15 protein-coding genes are annotated in these 17,934 nt (G+C 68.7%); 8 read left to right on the top strand and 7 right to left on the bottom strand.

What is annotated here, in order from left to right; all coding sequences use genetic code 11:
* The 7 genes from VFU06_01540 to VFU06_01510 form a co-directional block, all read right to left on the bottom strand.
* On the bottom strand, window positions 1-329 hold a 329-nt coding region (locus VFU06_01540; GenBank protein HEU5208066.1), incomplete at its 3' end, for a 3-hydroxyacyl-ACP dehydratase FabZ family protein.
* Between the two features lie 3 nt (window positions 330-332).
* Window positions 333-1,109, bottom strand: coding sequence for an SDR family oxidoreductase (locus VFU06_01535; protein HEU5208065.1), 777 nt, complete (start codon window positions 1,107-1,109; stop codon window positions 333-335).
* 218 nt (window positions 1,110-1,327) lie between these two features.
* Window positions 1,328-1,735, bottom strand: a complete 408-nt coding sequence (locus VFU06_01530; GenBank protein ID HEU5208064.1) for a DUF4383 domain-containing protein — start codon at window positions 1,733-1,735, stop codon at window positions 1,328-1,330.
* Window positions 1,736-1,852: 117 nt separating this feature from the next.
* Entirely contained in the window at window positions 1,853-3,445 is a 1,593-nt protein-coding gene (locus tag VFU06_01525; protein ID HEU5208063.1) for a Rieske 2Fe-2S domain-containing protein, read from the bottom strand.
* Between the two features lie 278 nt (window positions 3,446-3,723).
* Window positions 3,724-6,288, bottom strand: coding sequence for a molybdopterin cofactor-binding domain-containing protein (locus VFU06_01520; GenBank protein ID HEU5208062.1), 2,565 nt, complete (start codon window positions 6,286-6,288; stop codon window positions 3,724-3,726).
* Window positions 6,289-6,304: 16 nt separating this feature from the next.
* A complete protein-coding gene (locus tag VFU06_01515) occupies window positions 6,305-7,510 on the bottom strand; it encodes an OmpA family protein (GenBank protein HEU5208061.1) in 1,206 nt (401 codons plus the stop codon).
* 127 nt (window positions 7,511-7,637) lie between these two features.
* On the bottom strand, window positions 7,638-8,144 hold the full coding sequence (locus VFU06_01510) for a (2Fe-2S)-binding protein (protein ID HEU5208060.1): 507 nt from the start codon (window positions 8,142-8,144) through the stop codon (window positions 7,638-7,640).
* Window positions 8,145-8,283: 139 nt separating this feature from the next.
* Here VFU06_01510 and VFU06_01505 point away from each other — a divergent pair, with 139 nt between their 5' ends.
* From VFU06_01505 to VFU06_01470, 8 genes are all read left to right on the top strand, one after another.
* Window positions 8,284-8,919: a nucleotidyltransferase family protein gene (locus VFU06_01505; GenBank protein HEU5208059.1), complete on the top strand. Its 636-nt coding sequence runs from the start codon at window positions 8,284-8,286 to the stop codon at window positions 8,917-8,919.
* Window positions 8,916-9,758 (top strand): XdhC/CoxI family protein, encoded by an 843-nt coding sequence (locus VFU06_01500; protein ID HEU5208058.1) that lies wholly within the window; start codon window positions 8,916-8,918, stop codon window positions 9,756-9,758. Before VFU06_01505 ends, VFU06_01500 begins: the two co-directional genes overlap by 4 nt.
* A complete protein-coding gene (locus VFU06_01495; GenBank protein HEU5208057.1) occupies window positions 9,751-10,077 on the top strand; it encodes an XdhC family protein in 327 nt (108 codons plus the stop codon). The genes VFU06_01500 and VFU06_01495 overlap by 8 nt, the downstream gene beginning before the upstream one ends.
* A complete protein-coding gene (locus VFU06_01490) occupies window positions 10,074-11,438 on the top strand; it encodes a Glu/Leu/Phe/Val dehydrogenase dimerization domain-containing protein (protein HEU5208056.1) in 1,365 nt (454 codons plus the stop codon). The genes VFU06_01495 and VFU06_01490 overlap by 4 nt, the downstream gene beginning before the upstream one ends.
* 406 nt (window positions 11,439-11,844) lie before the next feature.
* Window positions 11,845-12,915 (top strand): hypothetical protein, encoded by a 1,071-nt coding sequence (locus VFU06_01485; protein ID HEU5208055.1) that lies wholly within the window; start codon window positions 11,845-11,847, stop codon window positions 12,913-12,915.
* A complete protein-coding gene (locus VFU06_01480; GenBank protein HEU5208054.1) occupies window positions 12,912-13,235 on the top strand; it encodes a methylated-DNA--[protein]-cysteine S-methyltransferase in 324 nt (107 codons plus the stop codon). Before VFU06_01485 ends, VFU06_01480 begins: the two co-directional genes overlap by 4 nt.
* Before the next feature lie 47 nt (window positions 13,236-13,282).
* Window positions 13,283-14,767, top strand: coding sequence for a tRNA uracil 4-sulfurtransferase ThiI (gene thiI, locus VFU06_01475; GenBank protein HEU5208053.1), 1,485 nt, complete (start codon window positions 13,283-13,285; stop codon window positions 14,765-14,767).
* 191 nt (window positions 14,768-14,958) lie between these two features.
* Window positions 14,959-17,934 (top strand): AAA family ATPase, encoded by a 2,976-nt coding sequence (locus VFU06_01470; GenBank protein HEU5208052.1) that lies wholly within the window; start codon window positions 14,959-14,961, stop codon window positions 17,932-17,934.

Below are 17,934 nucleotides of genomic sequence, written 5' to 3'. Positions count from 1 at the left end.
GCATGGGCCCGCGCATGCACGCGTGCGCTCGCGTCGTCCATCGCTTCCATCGTGACCTGCAGGTCCAGCACGCTGCCGGGACGAACCGGCGTGCGGAACTTCGCGCCCTGGATCAGCGACATCACGCCGAACGACTCCATGTCCGTGCTCAGCGTGATCAGCGCACCGCCGGTCTGCGCCATGGCCTCCGTGATCAGCACGCCCGGCATGACCGGATTGCCGGGGAAATGGTCCGCGAAGAAATCCTCGCTGCCACTGACGGCTTTGACGGCCCGTGCAGACTCGCGCGGGCGGAGCTCGGTGAGTCGGTCGATCAGCAGGAATCGCATGGTTCACCAGAGGCTGAAGCCGCCATCGACGACGATGGTCTGCCCCTGCACCCAGCGCGCGAGGGGCGAGGCGAGGAACAGTGCGACATCGGCGATCTCGAACGGCGTGGCAAAACGACCACCCGCACGCTGCGTCGCCTCGGCACGCAGTGCACCGTGCACGGGGGAGCCGCGCAGCCGCTCTCCTTCCACCGGACCACCCGCAATCGCGTTCACCCGGACGTCCCGCACCGCGAGCTCCGCGGCGAGGTAGCGGACGAGCGACTCGAGCGCGGCCTTGGCCACGCCGACCGCGCCGTATGCAGGCATGGCGCGCCGGCCGCCCAGGCTGGACAGGGCGATGATCGCGCTGCCCGGCGGCATGGCCGGCGCCGCGCCGCGGGCGAGCAGCCACAGGGCGCGCGTGTGCACGGCGTGTGTCAGGTCCCAGTGTGACGCACGCGTGTCGAGCAGGGGCCGGAACGTGCCCATCGACGCACAGTGCACGATGGTGTCGAGCCCGCCCCACGCACGCTCGATGGTGCCGAGCAGCGCCAGCGCTTCGCCTTCGTCCGCGAGGTTCGCCTGCGCTACCAGGCAGTCATCCGGCTGCAGCGCCTCGGAGATCGCGTGCGCACCATCTGCATCGCGCAGGTAGTGAACGGCGATCCGCGCACCACACTCGCTGAAGCGGGTGCACACCGCGCGACCGATCCCGCCGGTTGCGCCCGTCACCAGGACGCGTCGGCCCGACAGGTCGAGAGCGCCGCGCTGCTGCACTGAGGCAAGAGTCGAAACCATGGATGTTTCGGTGGTCAGTGAGGTGACGCCTGCGTGGTGGGCGCAGCGTCCGCCACCACGCTGGCCGCATAGATCGGGCGTCGGAACGCTGTCGGTTACGTAGTCGGGCGGGCAGGATTACGTAGTCGTGGGGGCGACCCCGGCTGGATGGGGATGCGGCCGGCGGCGCCTCGGCCACCGGCCGCTCACCCGAACAGCCGGGCTGCGCTGCCGCCGGCTCAGGTTACGCGTGAGGGCTCGCGAGCAGCACTGCCCGCAAAGCCGATGAACGCCAGCCCGAGCGCCAGCAGCGCGTGCAGCCAGATGTCGTTGCCACCGATCGGCACCAGGCCGAACATCGTGGGTGACACCAGGGCGAGCACGACCAGGGCCCCGTAGACTACCGCGCCGATCTTGCCGTACGAGCGCGACGCGTCGTGACTGCGCGACGCCGCGAGCCCCCAGACACCGAACGCGAGATGCACGATGTTGTGGAGCAGGTTGACCGGGAACAGGCCGAACAGCCGCCCGGCCGTCTCCATGTCCGCGTTCATGCTCATGCCGTCATCCACGAACAGCCCGAGGATCCCGACGAGCAGGAATACGATACCGAAGACCAGTGCTCCTGTTTGCGCGGTGCTTCGCATTCGAGCCTCCTGATGGAAGTGGGACGGCGGACTGCAGTGGGCGGCCAGGCAGCAGGAATCGGGCTCAGCGCGAGCGGGGGGGCTTCCCCGATGCCTGGGCCCGGCTGAACTCCATCCTCAACTCGCCATATCCGCCTCGGGCTCTGCCTCCTGGCGGTCTGCGCCCTCCAGCGCACCTGTGACCCGACTCGTCTGGAGCGGCTCACAGTTGCCACTGATACAGCGTCCGGTCTCCAGGTCGAACTCGTAGTGATGGGCCAGGCAACGGAGGATCCCGCCGGGCAGGACTTCGCCCGTGTGCAGGAGGTCATTGCCGGCGTGCGGGCAGTAGCGCGAAACGGAGTACACCTGCCCCTCGGAATGCACCGTGATCCGCTCGTCACCGCGCGCGGCCGTCTCGAACGCCTCCACCTCCGCCAGGGCGGCGGGCTCGGCGAACTTCAGCAGGCCCAGCAGGTGGTCGTTGTACCGGTCGGGATCACGCCGCGCGGAGAAGCGCAGCGACAGGAAGAAGTCCTCCCACGGAACCGTGCCGTTCAGCAGGGGCGGCAGCCAGCGCGACTCGAAGCGGTAGATGTAGCCGCACTCCTCGATGCCATCACCGACTCCTTCCCGTCCGGGGCGGAAGTCGACATGCCATGTTCCGCCGCCGGGACCGGTAACCTCGAATCCCACGCGCATTGCGATGCGTGCGTTGAAGTAGGGACTCATGTCGAGGAGGTCGGTGAAGTAACGAACAAAGGCGGGTCGCAGCGACGTCGTCGGATGCGGATGCCGCTTCCTCACGGTGTCGATCTGCGTCGCGCGACGGGACCGGTACTCGGCCAGGTAGTCCCCGCGACTGTCAAACGAGAATCCGCGCCAGTGCGGATCGCCTCGCTTCTCACGCATGCGCGTGTCCCACGCATCTCCGGGAAGCAGAACGAGCGACTGCTCTACCCCCTTGCCGCGCAGCCAGTCCGCGACCTGCTGCTGATCCGGAAAGATGCCGTCGTCCATCTCGCTGTTGAACTGGAACAGCTCGGGATCCAGGAAGGCAGGCGGCCCTGCAAAGGGAAGCGCGACGGTCGGCTCCACGATCTGGATGCACTTCCTGCAGTATGCGAGCTTTGCCAGGCGCTTCCGCTTCGACAGCTCCGCACGCTTCCCTGCCGGATACGCGTAACACATGGGGTACCACGACGCACCGGCACCCTGGAAGGCAAACGCGTCGATGTGCCCACCGAGCTTCTGCCGGATCTCACGCAGCTGGACGGGAAACAGCCGCGCGTCGTTCATGTCGAGCAGAACGGCGTCGTCTCCCTGGATCATGATCGCCGAGTCGTGGTTCATGGGCGGCTCGGAAACGAAGAACACACTCATGCCGGGCGCAATCTCCACGAGCTGCCACTGCTCGACCTCAACGATGGGACGCCTGCCGCCGAGCTCGATCTTCTGACGGAGCGCCGGCGCAGGGTAACGCGGAATGATCGCGGGGATGTCGCGCGGCACATGTGAAAGGAACCAGGGATCGACATGGTCGAGATGCTCGTGCGAGATCACGATCGCCGTGGGTCGCAACAGCGAATCCGTCAGCAGGTGCGAATTGTCCGGGTACTGAAACCACGCCGCCTGGAACGCACCCTCGGGCGAGAGCCACGGGTCGATCAGGACCCTGGCATTCGACGTCCGCACGTCGAGTCCGGCATGGCCCAGTGCAGTGATGATCATGGCCGCCTCCTGTCGAGGTGGGAGAGGGGCACTGCGCTGACTGGCGGTCTGAAGGGGATGCCGTGCAGCAGTTCTGACGGGACGACACGCATTCGCCGGTGAGTCGATCGCCCGGCTGATTCGCTGCTGGGATGCTGTGTCGTGTGGGGAAATGACTTACGGCAGGGACGCCGCACCGGTCGAAGCTGTCACCGGCGGACGAATGAGGTCAATGTTCCCGAAGCCGCATGCGGCCACCGGATCGGCCCGTTGCGCCGGGAATCGGTCGCAGCCGAATCCTAAGTCGCCGCTCTCGCCAGTGCCGGTGTGCTGCGGGCGCGCTGCCAGGTATCACGCGCGCTACTCGTGTTGAGCGCACGCCACACCCGCGGCGGCGAGAACGGCATGGTGTCCATCCGGACGCCGACCGCGTCGTAGATCGCATTCGCGATCGCCGGGATGCTCGGGTGCAATGGCCCCTCGCCTGCCTCCTTGGCGCCGTACGGACCCTCGGGATCGAGCGACTCCACGATCAGCGCGGTCAGCTCCGGCGTGTCGAGCGAGGTCGGGATGCGGTAGTCGAGCAGCGACGGCGCATTGTGCAGACCGGCACGACCGTGTTCCGCGTCCTTGAAGATCTGCTGCTCCATGAGCGCTTCCGCGAAGCCCATGTACGCCGAGCCCTCGATCTGCCCTTCGACCAGCACGGGGTTGAGCGCTCGGCCGCAGTCGTGCGCGATCCAGATGCGTTGCACGTTCACGAAGCCGGTCTCGGGATCGACCTCGACCTCGGCCACGTGCGCCGTGAACGAGTACGCGGGTGAAGCGCCGATCGTGCCGCCGCGGTAGCTGCCGTGCACGTCCTTGGGCGTGTTGTAATGACCGACGCTCGCAAGCGTGCCGTGCCTCGCCTCGGCCAGGTTGAACGCCTCGGAGATCGGCATGCGACGCACTCCGTCAGCGCTGGCGCCACCACCACCGTTCGATGCGTTCGCAGCTGCGCGTACATCGCCATCTGACGACGCACTCCATTCACTGCCGGTGTCCAGCGCCCAGCCGCCGGCGAGGAGTACGCGCCGCGGATCGATCTCCCACGCGGTGGCAACGGCGTCGACGACCAGTGCGCGCAGCCGCTGCGCCGCCTGCAGTGCAGCATTGCCGACCATGAACGTTTCGCGCGAGCTGTAGGCGCCGAGATCGACGGGAGTGAGGTCGCTATCCGTTGCGTAGACACGCACGTACTCCAGCGGCACACCCAGCTCCTCCGCCGCGATGTATGCGACCATGGAGTTGCTGCCCTGGCCGATCTCACTGGCACCGGTCAACACGGTGACACGACCGGAGCGCTCGACCTGCATCTGCACGGCCGCCTGCGGCATGTCGTTCGGGTAGATCGGGTAGTTGGTGCCGCTGATGTAGCACGAGCCCGCGACGCCGACGCCGCGACCGTACGGCATGCGGCGATGCTTGGCCCGCCAGTCGCTCGCACGCTCCACCGCTTCCAGGCACTGCAGGAAGCCGTTGGACGTGACGCGCAGCTCGTTGATCGTGCGCGTGTGCTCGCCGATGAAGTTGCGCCTGCGCAGCTCGATCGGGTCCAGGCCGATCGCTTCCGCGACCTTGTCGAGCTGCACCTCGAACGCGAAGCGCGGCTGAACACTGCCATGCCCGCGCTTGGGGCCGCAGGCTGGCTTGTTGGTGTAGACGCGCGTTGCGTCGAAGCGGTACGTGCCGAACCGGTATGGCGCGGTCAGGAGCTGGCCCGCGTAGTACGCGGTCACCAGGCCGAACGACGCGTACGCGCCGCCGTCCAGCAGCAGCCTGCCGTCCACCGCCTCGATCCTGCCGTCCTGCGAAGCGCCGACGCGGTAGCGCATCTTCATCGGGTGGCGGCCCCGGTGCGCGTAGAACACTTCCTCGCGCGTGTACAGCAGCTTGACCGGACGGCCGGTCTTCATGCTCAGCTTCGCGACGACGAACTCGAGGTCGAACGGCTCGCTCTTGCCGCCGAACGCGCCCCCCACCGCGGGCTGCACCACGCGGATGCGCGCGACGTCCAGCTCCAGCACGCGCGCCAGCTCGCGCTGCAGGTAGTGCGGCACCTGCGTCGCGCTCCACACGGTCAACTTGCCGGTGGCGTCGTACCAGCCGACCGCGCAGTGCGGCTCGATCGGCGTGTGCGTCGTGCCCTCGAAGAAGTAGTCACCCTCGATCACGACGTCGCTCGAGGCGAGCGCGTCGTCCACCGCGCCGAACTCGAGCTTCACCATCTTGGTGATGTTGCCGTTGCGGCCGGGTTTTGACGCCTCGTGGATCTGCGGCGCACCCGGCTTCAGCGCGTCCTCGGGCTCGAGCACCGGCTCCAGCAGCTCGTACTCGACGCGGATCTTCCGCAGCGCCGCGTTCGCCGTCTCCTCGTTGACTGCCGCGACCGCCGCGACGCCGTCGCCGATGTAGCGCACGCGATCCACGCACAGCGCCGTCTCGTCGCGCGTCCACGGGATGATGCCGTACGGCGTCGGCATCTCGGCACCGGTCACCACCGCATGCACGCCGGGCAGCGCTTCGGCAGCAGTGGTGTCGATCGAGACGATGCGCGCGTGCGGATGGGGGGAGCGGAGGATCTTCGCGTGCAGCATGCCGGGCAGCACGATGTCGTCCGTGTAGACGGTCGTGCCCGTCACCTTGCCCGCGCCATCGACCTTGCGCATGCGCGCACCGATGACGCCGCCACCCTGCGGCGACGCCACGGACGCGCCACGCTCGACGTCGCCTGCAGCGCGCCGTGACTCCAGCAGCGCGCGCACTTGCTCATCAGTCAGTGCGCTCGACGCCTGCCGCCCGCGAAGATCCTCCGGCCTCATGGACCTCCTCCTGCTCCTACTGCTTGACCAGCTCCACGCGACGGTTCTGCTGACGACCCTCGACCGTGTCGTTGGACGCCGCCGGCCTGCTCGCGCCGAATCCCTGCGACGTCAGCCGCGCAGCATCGATGCCGTGGCTGTCGATCAGGTACTGCCGCACCGCCGCCGCCCGCTTCTCGCTCAGCGACTGGTTCGCATCCGCACTGCCGACGTTGTCGGTGTGCCCCTCGATCAGCAGCGTGAGATCCGCGTGCGCCTTCAGCATCTCGCCGATCTCCTTCAGCGTGGGCGTCGACTCGGGACGGATCCGGTCCGAGCCGGTGTCGAACAGGATGCCCTGCGTCGCCACCCGGCCCTCCGCCGACAGCGCGTCATACAGCTCACGACCACCCGCCGCGATCCGCAGGTTCGCGATCATGCGCGGGCTCTCGTCGCTCCAGCCGTTCAGGTTGACGTGGATGCGGCTGCCACGGCCGATGTTCACGTTGGGCGCGTTGAACACGCGCTTCTCGTCCGCGTACATCTTCACGTGCTGGCCGTCCACCTGGATCGCGATGTGGACCGGCTGCTCGTTGGTGTCCACGCCCAGCGTACCCTCCGCCCGGATCGGGTCCGCCTTCAGGTAGCCGCTGTGCGCGTTGATGTCGATGTTCGCCGTCGAGTTGTAGTAGTCGTTGCCGTCGAATACCAGCGTCATGCCGTTGCCGCCACCCGCCAGGTCGAACTCCATCGTGAACCGCTCCGGCAGCGGCTCCGGCAGGTTGATGAAGAACTTGCCGTCGTTGCCACTGCTCAGCCAGCGACCGTTGTTCCACTCCACGATCTCGACCTGCCCGCCGTTGAACTCCAGCCGGCGCGGAAAGTCGCCGACGTTGTCACCGCGGAAATCATCCGCGTACAGGATCCGCTCGCCCGGCTTGAAATCGTAGTTCGTCCACGCACCCTGCCCCGGCTTGCCCGTCGACAGACGGTTCCCCTCCGGATCCACCGGCTGCTTCCCCTCCGCCGCCGCCGCATCGATGCACGCCTGGTCCGTCGCCGCACACTCCACCGAGTTCAGCGCCCGCTCCATCGCCTGGTCCGCCCGCTGCTCGATCCGGTCCTCCACCTTCTCCTGCGCCTTCTGCTTCAGCCGTCGTCCCAGCCCACCCAGCTGCGCACTCGCATCTGCCGGCATCACCAGCAGGAACCCAAGCACGGCCGCAATGACCACGCGCCGCATACATGTCCTCCGCGATATGGTTTGATTCGGGCAATCGTGCCCTACGATGGATCACGAATTGGTGAAAAAACGAGCATTTTCCTTCAGGGCCGCGCTCCCTGACGGCCCAGACGGCCCTGGACGGCCCCTACGGCCCCGACGGCCCCAACGGCCCCGACGGCCCACCCTCCCTCATCCGCTGCCCCGCCATCTCCACCGCCTCATAGATCTTCGTATAGCCCGTGCACCGGCACAGGTTGCCGGCGAGGGCGTCGCGGATCTCCTGGCGGGTAGGGGCGTCGTTCTGCTGGAGCAGGGCCCAGGCGCTCATGAGCACGCCCGGTGTGCAGAAGCCGCACTGGGCGCCGCCCGTCACTTCGAACGCATCCTGGAGCGGGTTCAGGCCGCCGGCCTCGGCGAGACCCTCGACGGTGAGGACCTTGCGGTCCACGGCCTCGAACACGGGAGTGATGCAGGAGAGCACCGGCTGGCCGTCGAGCAGTACGGTGCACGCACCACAGTCGCCCTTGTCACAACCCTGCTTCGATCCGGTCATGCCGAACACGTAGCGGAGGGCTTCGAGCAGGGTGAAGTGGGTCGGAACGGCCGCCTCGCGGCGTTCGCCGTTGATGTCGAGGGCGATGATTTCTTGCATGATCTGCCGCGGCTAAACGTAACGTGGAGCGCTCGTGCAGGGCAACGAGGATTGCGGCGCGGGCGTTGCACGGCGTTGAACGGGCCGGCTTCCCGGGCTACGATGATGGATGGCACGACGTCGTGCCGAAGGAGAGAGGATGACGCTTCAGAACGCCGGGGCTCCCGATGGCCTGGTCCTCGCCGCGGGTGCGGCGCGCCGGATGGGGCAGCCCAAGGCGCTGCTGGAGGTGGAGGGCGAGCGGTTCATCGACCGCACGGTCCGCGTGCTGCGCGAGGGCGGCTGCCGCGAGGTGTACGTGGTCGCGGCAGAGCTGCCCGAGCTGCACGAGGCGGTTGCGGCGCTTGGCGCCGTGCTCGTTCGCAATGCGGATCCCGCCTCCGAGCAGATCGATTCTGTACGACTCGGCCTGCGTGCGCTGCCGGACGACTCGACCGCGGCCGCCGTCCTGCCCGTTGACTGCCCGCTCGTCTCGTCGGCGACGGTGCAGTCCCTGGCGGCGGCCGCGGCGCACACCACGCTGCCGGTCGTGCTCCCCATGTACAACGGCATCGGGGGACATCCCGTGATCCTGCGACGCCCCTTCTACGACGCCGTGCTCGAGACGCAGCACCCGGAGGGTCTCAGCGGCATCATCCTGCAACATGGCCATCACGTCGAGCTTGTGTCCGTCACCGATCCCGGCATCCTGGTCGACATCGACACGCCCGAGGAGTACCAGCGCCTGCGTGGCAGTGGTGGCCAGCCGCGCGCATCCGACCGCGAAACCGCATGAATGCACCGCTGCCGATCACCGAAGCGCTGGAAGCGATTGCGCGGGCGCTGGACGGCGGGCCCGCGGTCGTCGTCGTGACCAACATCGGCGGTGTGGGCATGCCGGGTGAGCGGCTGCTGCTGGATGCGGACGGCGGCATCCGCGGCACTCTCGGCGACGCATCGATCGATGCGCGTGCGACGGAGCTTGCGCGCGCACTGCTCGCGCGTGGGGGTGTCGCATACGAGACGGTGGGCGGAGCCAACGGTGATGCGCAGCTCTTCTTCGAGGCGCATCGCGCACCCGAGCGGCTGATCGTGGTCGGTGCGGGACACATCTCCGTGCCGCTTGCACTGATCGGCGTTGAGCTCGGCTTTCGCGTGCTGGTGCTGGACGACCGCGAGGCGTTCGCGACCGAGGAGCGTTTCACACCGGACGTCACCGTACGGCGCGCCGATTTTGCAGCAGACCCGTTTGCCGGCGTCCGGATCGATGACCGCACGTATGTCGCGCTCGTGACGCGCGGCCACCGCTGGGATTTCGACTGCCTGCGGCTGCTGCTGGCGCAGCCGGTGCGGCCCCGCTATATCGGGATGATCGGCAGTCGCCGCCGCATCCGCGCAGCGTTCCAGGCACTCGTCGATGCAGGCATCCCGCGCGAGGAGCTCGCGTCACTGCACGCGCCGATCGGCCTCGACATCCACGCCGAGACGCCGGCGGAGATTGCCGTCAGCATCGCGGCGGAGCTCGTCGCGGTGCGGCACCAGGCGACGCATGCGCCGGCGCTGGCGGCGCGCGAGCGCGTACTCGATCGACTCCTCAGCGCCGAAGAAGCACACCCCGGAGAAGCACATGCCTGATGGGAAGGTCTATGAGGCCGCGCTGCGCGCCGCGCGCGAGGGACGCTGCGTCGCACTCGCGACTGTCGTTCGCACCAGGGGCTCCGTGCCGCGTCACGCAGGCAGTCGCATGCTGATCGACCCGGAGCACGGACTCGTCGGGACCATTGGCGGTGGTTGTGGTGAGGCGGACGTGATCGAGGTGGCGCGGGAAGTCGTGGAGCACGGGCAGCCGCGCCTGGTGCGCGTCGAGCTGCTGGACGCGATCGACACGTGGAGCCAGGCCGTATGCGGCGGCGTGATGGACGTGTTCGTCGAAGCGGTCAGGGTGCGTGCATGAGCAGCGCGCTCACGCCCCGTGGTGCGGACGGCGCGTATACCCGGGCGGCGGCGCACCGTGCCGTCGCCCGCCCGCATCTCTCCCCCTGGCAACGCTACGCCGCCTGGCTGCGCACCCCACCCGAGCTGACGATCACCTGGAACGATGCGGAGACCGGCGCGCGTGCCTGGCTCGTGATCAACTCGCTGCGCGGCGGCGCTGCCGGCGGCGGCACGCGCATGCGGGCCGGCGTGACTGCGCGCGAGGTCACGTACCTCGCCAAGGCGATGGAGCTCAAGTTCTCCATCTCCGGCCCGCCGATCGGCGGTGCCAAGAGCGGTATCGACTTCGATCCGAACGATCCGCGCAAGGGCGACGTGCTCGAACGCTGGTACCGCGCGATCGCGCCCGTGCTGCGCGAACGCTACGGCACCGGCGGCGACCTGAATGTCGACGAGGTGCTCGACGTCATCCCCGCCTTTCACCGCATCGGCCTCGGCCATCCGCAGGACGGCGTCGTGCGCGGCCACCTGAAGCCGGACGACACCGAGTACGCGCGCATCCACGAGCGCCTGGAGCGCGGCGTCTCCGCGGCCGTTGCAGGCGTGCCAGGCGACGCCGGCCGCGCCATGACCGTCGCAGACCTGGTCACCGGCTACGGCGTCGCAACCGCGATCCGCCGCTGGCATGAAGCGCAGGGGGCGTCGCTGGAGGGTGTGCGCGTCGTGCTCGAAGGCTTCGGCAATGTCGGCGCCGCATGCGGGCTGTACCTCACGCGGGCCGGTGCGCGCGTCGTCGCGATCCGTGATGCGACACGCACGCTGATCGACGCAGAGGGCCTCGATGCCGAGGGCTTCGCTGCGCTGCTGGAAACGCGCGAGCACAAGCTGCTGCCTGCGCACGACGTGCGCTGCGAGCCGAACGCGTCGTGCACGCGCTTCCACGACACGCCCGCCGACGTGTTCGTGTGCGCCGCCATTTCGGAGTCGCTGACACCGCCGCTGCTCGACCGGCTCGAGCGCGCTGGCGTGCGCGCGATTGCATGCGGCGCCAACCAGCCGTTCCGCGAGGGCAAGCTCGGCTCGACACGGGTCGCCCGCTCTGCCGACCTCCGCTTCGCCGTCCTGGCCGACATCCTTTCCAACTGCGGCATGGCCCGCACGTTCAGCTACCTGATGGAGCGCGATGCGTCCGCTTCTGCCGACGCCGTCTTCGATGCAGTATCGCGCACGATCACCGACAGCGTGGACGAGGTGGTGGAGCGCGCCGGCCGCGCGGACGGCGGGTTGCTCGCCGCGACGCTCGGGATGGTGCTGGACCGGGTGGGCACGCCCGGGGATTCCGGAAGCGGCGCTGCGTCCGCGTATCATCGGGACGTGTGAGCCGGGTCATGCGCGTGGATGCGGAGCGCGGGCGGGGCGGACTGTGCGGGGAGCAGTGGATCCGGCTGGGTTGACGTCGTCAATGGTGTTGCGGGTGCGCAGTGCGCCCGCGCCGTCGCTCGAGGCCGTGAAACTCCCTTCCGCCTCGGATCAACACCCGACGACGCCGGCAATGTTACAATTGGCGCCGGTCTTGAAACGGGTTGTGACCTTTCCGGCCTCCGGCGCCGGTTTCGCTACACAACTCGCCGATCTGCACCCCTGGTTGTAACCTTTCCGTCGCTATACGCCGGAAACGTCACAGCTCCGCGAAAGCCATCCGTGAATTGTAACGTTATCGGCGCCGATGGAGCCGGGACCCGGCAGCGACCTCAGGCATGTAACGAGTGACCACCAATCATCCCGGATGCAGACCCTCCTCCTGATCGGCACACGTCGCGGCCTCTTCATCGCCCGATCGCCTGACCGCCAGACCTGGACGCTGTCACCGCCACTGCTGGCAGGCCGCGAGATCTATCACGCCATCCACGACCCGCGCACGGGCACGCTGTGGGCCGCCAGCGCGCACAAGGTGTGGGGCGCGCACGTGCATCGCAGCGATGATCTCGGCGAGACATGGACGCTGCTCGAGAGCGCACCGCACTACCAGGACGAGCGCGGCCTCCAGGCGATCTGGTTTCTCGCGCCCGGTACCTCCGATACACCGCGGCGCCTCTACGCCGGCATCGAGCCGGCGGGCCTGTTCGTGAGCGATGATGCGGGCGGGACCTGGCGCGGCGTCGACTCGCTGAACGAGCACGAGTCGAATACGTCCTGGCAGCCGGCCGGGGGCGGCCTGGCGCTGCATGCGATCCAGCACGACCCGCGCGACGCGCAGCGCATCTACTGCGCGCTCTCGGCGGGCGGCGTCTACCGCAGCGACGATGGCGGCGCGACCTGGTCGCCGAAGAACGAGGGCACGCGCGCCGACTTCCTGCCCGACCGCTATCCGCCGTTCGGCCAGTGCGTGCACAAGCTGATCGTGCACCCTGCCGATCCGGACCGTCTCTACCAGCAGAACCACTGCGGCGTGTACCGCAGCGATGATCGCGGCGATTCGTGGACCGAAATCACCGGAGGTCTGCCCAGCGACTTCGGCTACGCGCTGGCCACCGATCCCCGCGACCCGGACGTGCTGTTCACGATCCCCGAAGAATCCAGCCACATGCGCGCGACCGTCGATGGCAGGCTGCGCGTGTTCCGCACCGACGATGGCGGCTCCACCTGGCGCGCGCTCACCCATGGCCTGCCGCAGGCGCACGCTTACGTCTCCATCCTGCGCGATGCGATGTCGAACGACACGCACGATCCCCTGGGCATCTACTTCGGCACGTCGAACGGGCAGCTCTTCGCGAGCAGCGACGGCGGTGCGAGCTGGAACGTTCTGTTCGGCTACCTGCCGAAGATCCTGTGCGTGAGCGCGGTGATCCCGGCATGACGCCGTTCGCAACAGCAGTCTTCCACGCGGTGCGACGCATCCCGCGCGGCCGCGTGACCAGCTACGCAGGAGTAGCCACCCTGGTCGGGCGACCCCGCGCAGCACGCGCGGTCGGCGCCGCGCTCCGCTCCCTGCCTGACGACATGGAGGTCCCCTGGTGGCGCGTCGTCAACGGTCGTGGCGGGATCAGCCCGGGCGGCAGCATCCACCGTGACCGGCTCCAGCGTGAGCTGCTCGAGCGCGAGCGCGTGAAGTTCGACCGCGCGGGACGGATCGACCTGGCCCGATTCGGCTGGAAGATGCCGGACGAACCGGACTAGCGCGCAGCCGTGACCCGCCCCTGGTGATCCGTTATCGTTGGGTCACCATGGCAGAACAGCAGACGCTCATTCTGGTCCGCCTCGCGGCGGAGCTCACGATCAAGTCGCGCCGTACGCGCACCGCCTTCATCCGGCGCCTCGTCCGCAACATGCGCGACGCGCTGCGCACTGCAGGCATCGAGGCAACCGTCGACCCGGTGTGGGGTCGCATCTACGTCCGCGCCAGCTCGCCCGCCGCGCTGATGCCGCTCAGCCGGGTTTTCGGCATCAGCTCACTGTCGATCGTAGACCGCGTCGTCCCCGCACGCCTCGACGACATCGTGGCCGCAGGTACCGAGCTGTTCGCCGATCGTGTCGCCGGCAGGCACTACGCGGTGCGCGCGCACCGCGCCGGCACGCACGAATTCTCATCCAGTGACATCGAGGTGCAGCTCGGCGCCGCGCTGCGGCCGGGCGCCGCAGGCGTCCGCCTGCGGAACCCGGAGGTCACGGTCTCGATCGAGGTGCGCGACGAGCAGGCGTACCTCTTCAGCGAGCGCGTGGACGGTCCCGGCGGCCTGCCGATCGGCGTCGAAGGCAATGCGGTCGCGCTGCTGTCCGGCGGCTACGACTCCGCCGTTTCCGCATGGCTGCTGCTGAAGCGAGGCGTCGCACTCGACTACGTATTCTGCAACCTCGGCGGCGACGCCTACGAGCGCGCCGTCGTGCAGGTCGCCAAGCTCCTCGGCGACGAGTGGAGCTACGGCACGCAGCCGCGGCTGCACGTGATCGATTTCGGCGACGTCGTGAACGACCTGCGTGAGAAGACACGGCCGAGCTACTGGCAGGTCGTGCTCAAGCGGCTGATGTACCGCGCCGCGTCTCGCGTTGGCGCGGAGCTCAACGCGCAGGCGATCGTCACGGGCGAGGCCGTGGGGCAGGTGTCTTCGCAGACGCTGACCAACCTCAGGGCGCTGGAGCCGGCCGCGGACCTCCCGGTGTTCCGCCCGCTGATCGGCTTCGACAAGGGTGAGATCATCGACCGCGCACGCGCGATCGGCACCGCCGCGCTGTCCGAGCAGGTCAAGGAATACTGCGCGATCGCACCGGGAAAGCCGGTGACCGCGGCGAGCGTCGAGCGCGTCGACGCCGAAGACGACAAGCTCGATCCGTCCGTCCTGGAAAAGGCCCTCGCGGAGCGCCGCATCATCGAGCCACGCGCCGTCTCGGCGTCGGACCTCGCCGCGTCGTACCTGTTCACGGAGGAGATCCCCGACGACGCCGTCGTGATCGACTGCCGCCCCGCTGCCCAGTACCGCACCTGGCACCTCCGCGGCGCCCAGCAGCGCGACGAGTGGGAATTGCTCCGCGACTTCCGCCGCCTCGACAGGGACAGGACCTACGTCCTCTACTGCGCTCACGGCATCCAGACCGCCTACCTCGCCGAGAAGATGCAGCGCGCCGGCTACGAGGCCTACTCGTTCCGCGGCGGGCTGCGCGGCGTCATGCGCTACGGCGAGAACCAGGGCATGAACGTCGACCTGCTCCGCTGAACGACGAGGGCCGCACCGGTGCGGGTGTAGTCACGTGCCCGGCGGAGCGCATCCCGCGATCTGCCGGAATCCGGGGTCACCCCGCGCGCGACGCAGGCATGGCGCCCGGATGACGTAGTCGTCTTCCTTGTGCAACCGGCGGCGCGGGCGAATACTGCGGGGCAGGCAGATCCCTCCGGCCCGCAGCGCGCATGGCGATCCAGCCCACGCTCGAGCGTCTCCCACTCGTCGGCAGATCCCGGGAACTCGCCCGCTGGCAGGCACTCCTGCAGCGGCTGTCGAGCGGTGCCGGTGGCGCGCTCACCGTTGCCGGCCCGGGGGGAGTCGGCAAGAGCCGCCTCGTGCATGCCTTCCTGGAGGAAGCCCGCCTGCGCGGCTGTGCGGTCGCGAAGGGGCAGGCGTACGCGGCGGAGCGCGACGTTCCGTTCGCGCCGGTCAGCGACGCGTTCGTTCCCCTGCTGCGCTCGCTGTCGGATGAGCAGCGGCACCACCTGGTACGCGGCCTCGAGCGCGAGGTCGAGCACCTCTTCCCGATGTCCCTTCCTTCCCCGCGCTCCGCCGTGCACAGCCGGGTCGAATCATCGGCGCAGCTTCTCTGGGCAATGGTCGAGCTGGCCAGCCGTCTGGCATCGGAGCGTCCGCTCATCGTCGCCATCGACGACCTGCAATGGGCAGACGTGGCGTCGCGTGAGCTGCTTCACTTCCTGGTCCGCCACACGGCGGACCGCCGTGTCGCTGTCGTGCTGACGGTGAATGAGACCGAGCCTGACGCTGCGGCGCTGCTCGCCGGTCTGGAGCAGTCGCTCGGGCGCGGCGGCATGCTGGAGGTAGTACATCTCGATCCGTTTTCGGAAGCGGACACGCGCGAAGTCGTGTGCGCCGCATTCCGTGTCGACCGCAGCGTGTCAGGCAGCTTCGCGGCGGACCTGCACGCGCGCACGCGCGGCAATGCATTTTTCATCGACGAGATCCTGAAGACGCTGGTGATGAGCGGTGCTCTTTCGCAGCGCGGCGGCGCATGGACCGGTTGGGACACCCTGCGTCTCTACCCACCTGCCACGGTACGGGACGCGGTGCGCGTGCGCTGCAGCGCGTTCTCCGCACCGGCACAGGAGACGGCAGAGCTGATCGCCGTTTTCGGCACACGGGTGCGCTACACGACGCTGCTTCCACTCTCGAGACTGGGAGAGGAGTCCCTCGCCGCAGCGCTGGATGAGCTGTGCCGGTTGACGCTGGTCGAACAGACCGTAATCGAGCTGGAGCCCGTGTACGACGTGCAGCACCCGCTCGTACGCGACGTGCTCTACGACGATGTCGGCCTCGCCCGGCGTCGCCTGCTGCATGCGCGCATCGCGGAAACCCTCGAGCAGGCGTACGGCAGCCGTGCGGACGAGTACGCCAGCGAGCTGGCCAGGCATTTCCTGCGCGGCGGCATACGACGCGATGCGCGGACCATCCGCTACCTGCACGTGGCCGGCCGTTCGGCCCTGCGCCGTCATGCGTACGACGCTGCGGTGTCCTACCTCGAGGCTGCCGTCGAAGCGGTCGACCCGGACAACGCACTCCGCACGGTGCTGCTCGAGGATCTCGCGCGCGCCCGGCTGCGCCAGGGAGGACTCGAGTCGGCGCTGGAGCTGCTCGCACGTGCGCGCAGCGCGGCCCGCGCCCGCGGCGACGACGCTGCAGTTGCGCGGCTCTGGTGGCGCACGGGACTCGCTCAGTTCTGGTCGGGTGCTGAGGACACGGCCATCGAATCGTACGACGCCGGGCTGGCCAGCATCACGCCCGAGGCAGCACCCCTGGCGGCGCGGATCCAGGTCGCACGCGCGATCGCACTGCATGCACTCGGCCGGGTGCGTGATGCGGAGGATGCGCTGGAGGACGCGACCGAACGTGTCGCACGACCCGGCGATCCCGTGCTGCAGGCGCGCGTCGACCGGGCATTGCTGCAGCTCAACATCTGGACAGGCTCGCCCGAGCGCGCACGCGAGCACGGTGAACGTGCACTGGCGCTGGCGCACGCCAGTGGTGACGAGTACCTCGAATGCACGGTGCACTGGGCGCTCGGTGTGCTGCACGGCATGACCGGCAACGCCCCGGGCACCCTGCGCGCCATTCACGACGCCGGCCGCCTCGCCGAGAACGTCGGATCGCCCTTTCTTCGTGTTGCGGCGCTCGAGCTGCTGATCGAGTACTGCTACGGCAGCGGTGAATGGGACAGGGGACTCGCCGTCGGCGAGCGCGCGATCGGGCTCGCCCGCAACCTGCAGCTGCGCGCGCTCCTGCCGCGCGTGCTGGTGTGGACCGCACTCATCTACACCGGCCGCGACGAGCTCGACACTGCCGCGGCGTACATTGCGGAGGCCGCACGAGTGGCGCGCGCGGACGACCACTCGTCAGCACGGGACATACACAGCCTCGTGCCCGTGGCCATCGGTCGTGCCTGCCTGCACCTGGCACGCGGCGAGTACGAGCAGGCGATCGAAGCGGGAAAGCGGGGACTCGCAGTCGTCGACCATACGGCGTTCCGCGCCTGGGCCGTGCACCGGCTGCTGCCCTTCATTGCAGAAGCGTACCTGCAGATGCACCGCGTCGAGGAGTGCCGCCCCTTCGCCGAGCGTCTGCGCCGCGAGGCCGGTGCACTCCACCACGAGCTCGGACTCGCATGGGCGGACGCCGCCGACGGACTCATGCAGTGGCTGAACGGCGATGCAGCGCGTGGCGCCGTGCTGATGCAGAACGCAGCGGAACGACTCGAGGCAGTTCCCTACGTGTACGACGCCGCGCGGGTCCGGCGGCAGTTCGCCGGCCGGCTGGCCGATGCCGGGGATCGCGACGGCGCGATCCGGGAGCTGCGGCGCGTCCACGACGTACTCACGAGGCTCGGCGCAAGACGTGAGCTCGAAAAAGTGCGCGGGCAGTTCCGCGAAGTCGACGCCCGCCCGCAGCCGCGCACCAGCATCCGCGGTGCCGGCAACCTCACAGAGCGTGAGCTGGCAGTGGTCCGGCTCGTGGTGGCCAACAGTCAGATTTCGAACAAGGCGATTGGCGCGCGACTCGGCATCTCGGCCCGCACCGCCGGCACCCACCTGAACAACATCTACCGCAAGCTGGGCGTAGAATCACGCGAGGCTCTCGCCGCGTGCGCCCGGACAATGCTGGTGTAG

This window comes from Longimicrobiales bacterium, assembly GCA_035764935.1.
Lineage (GTDB): Bacteria > Gemmatimonadota > Gemmatimonadetes > Longimicrobiales > RSA9 > DASTYK01.
The sequence above is the reverse complement of the archived record's forward strand: the minus strand, read 5'-3'. Positions and strand labels throughout refer to the sequence as shown.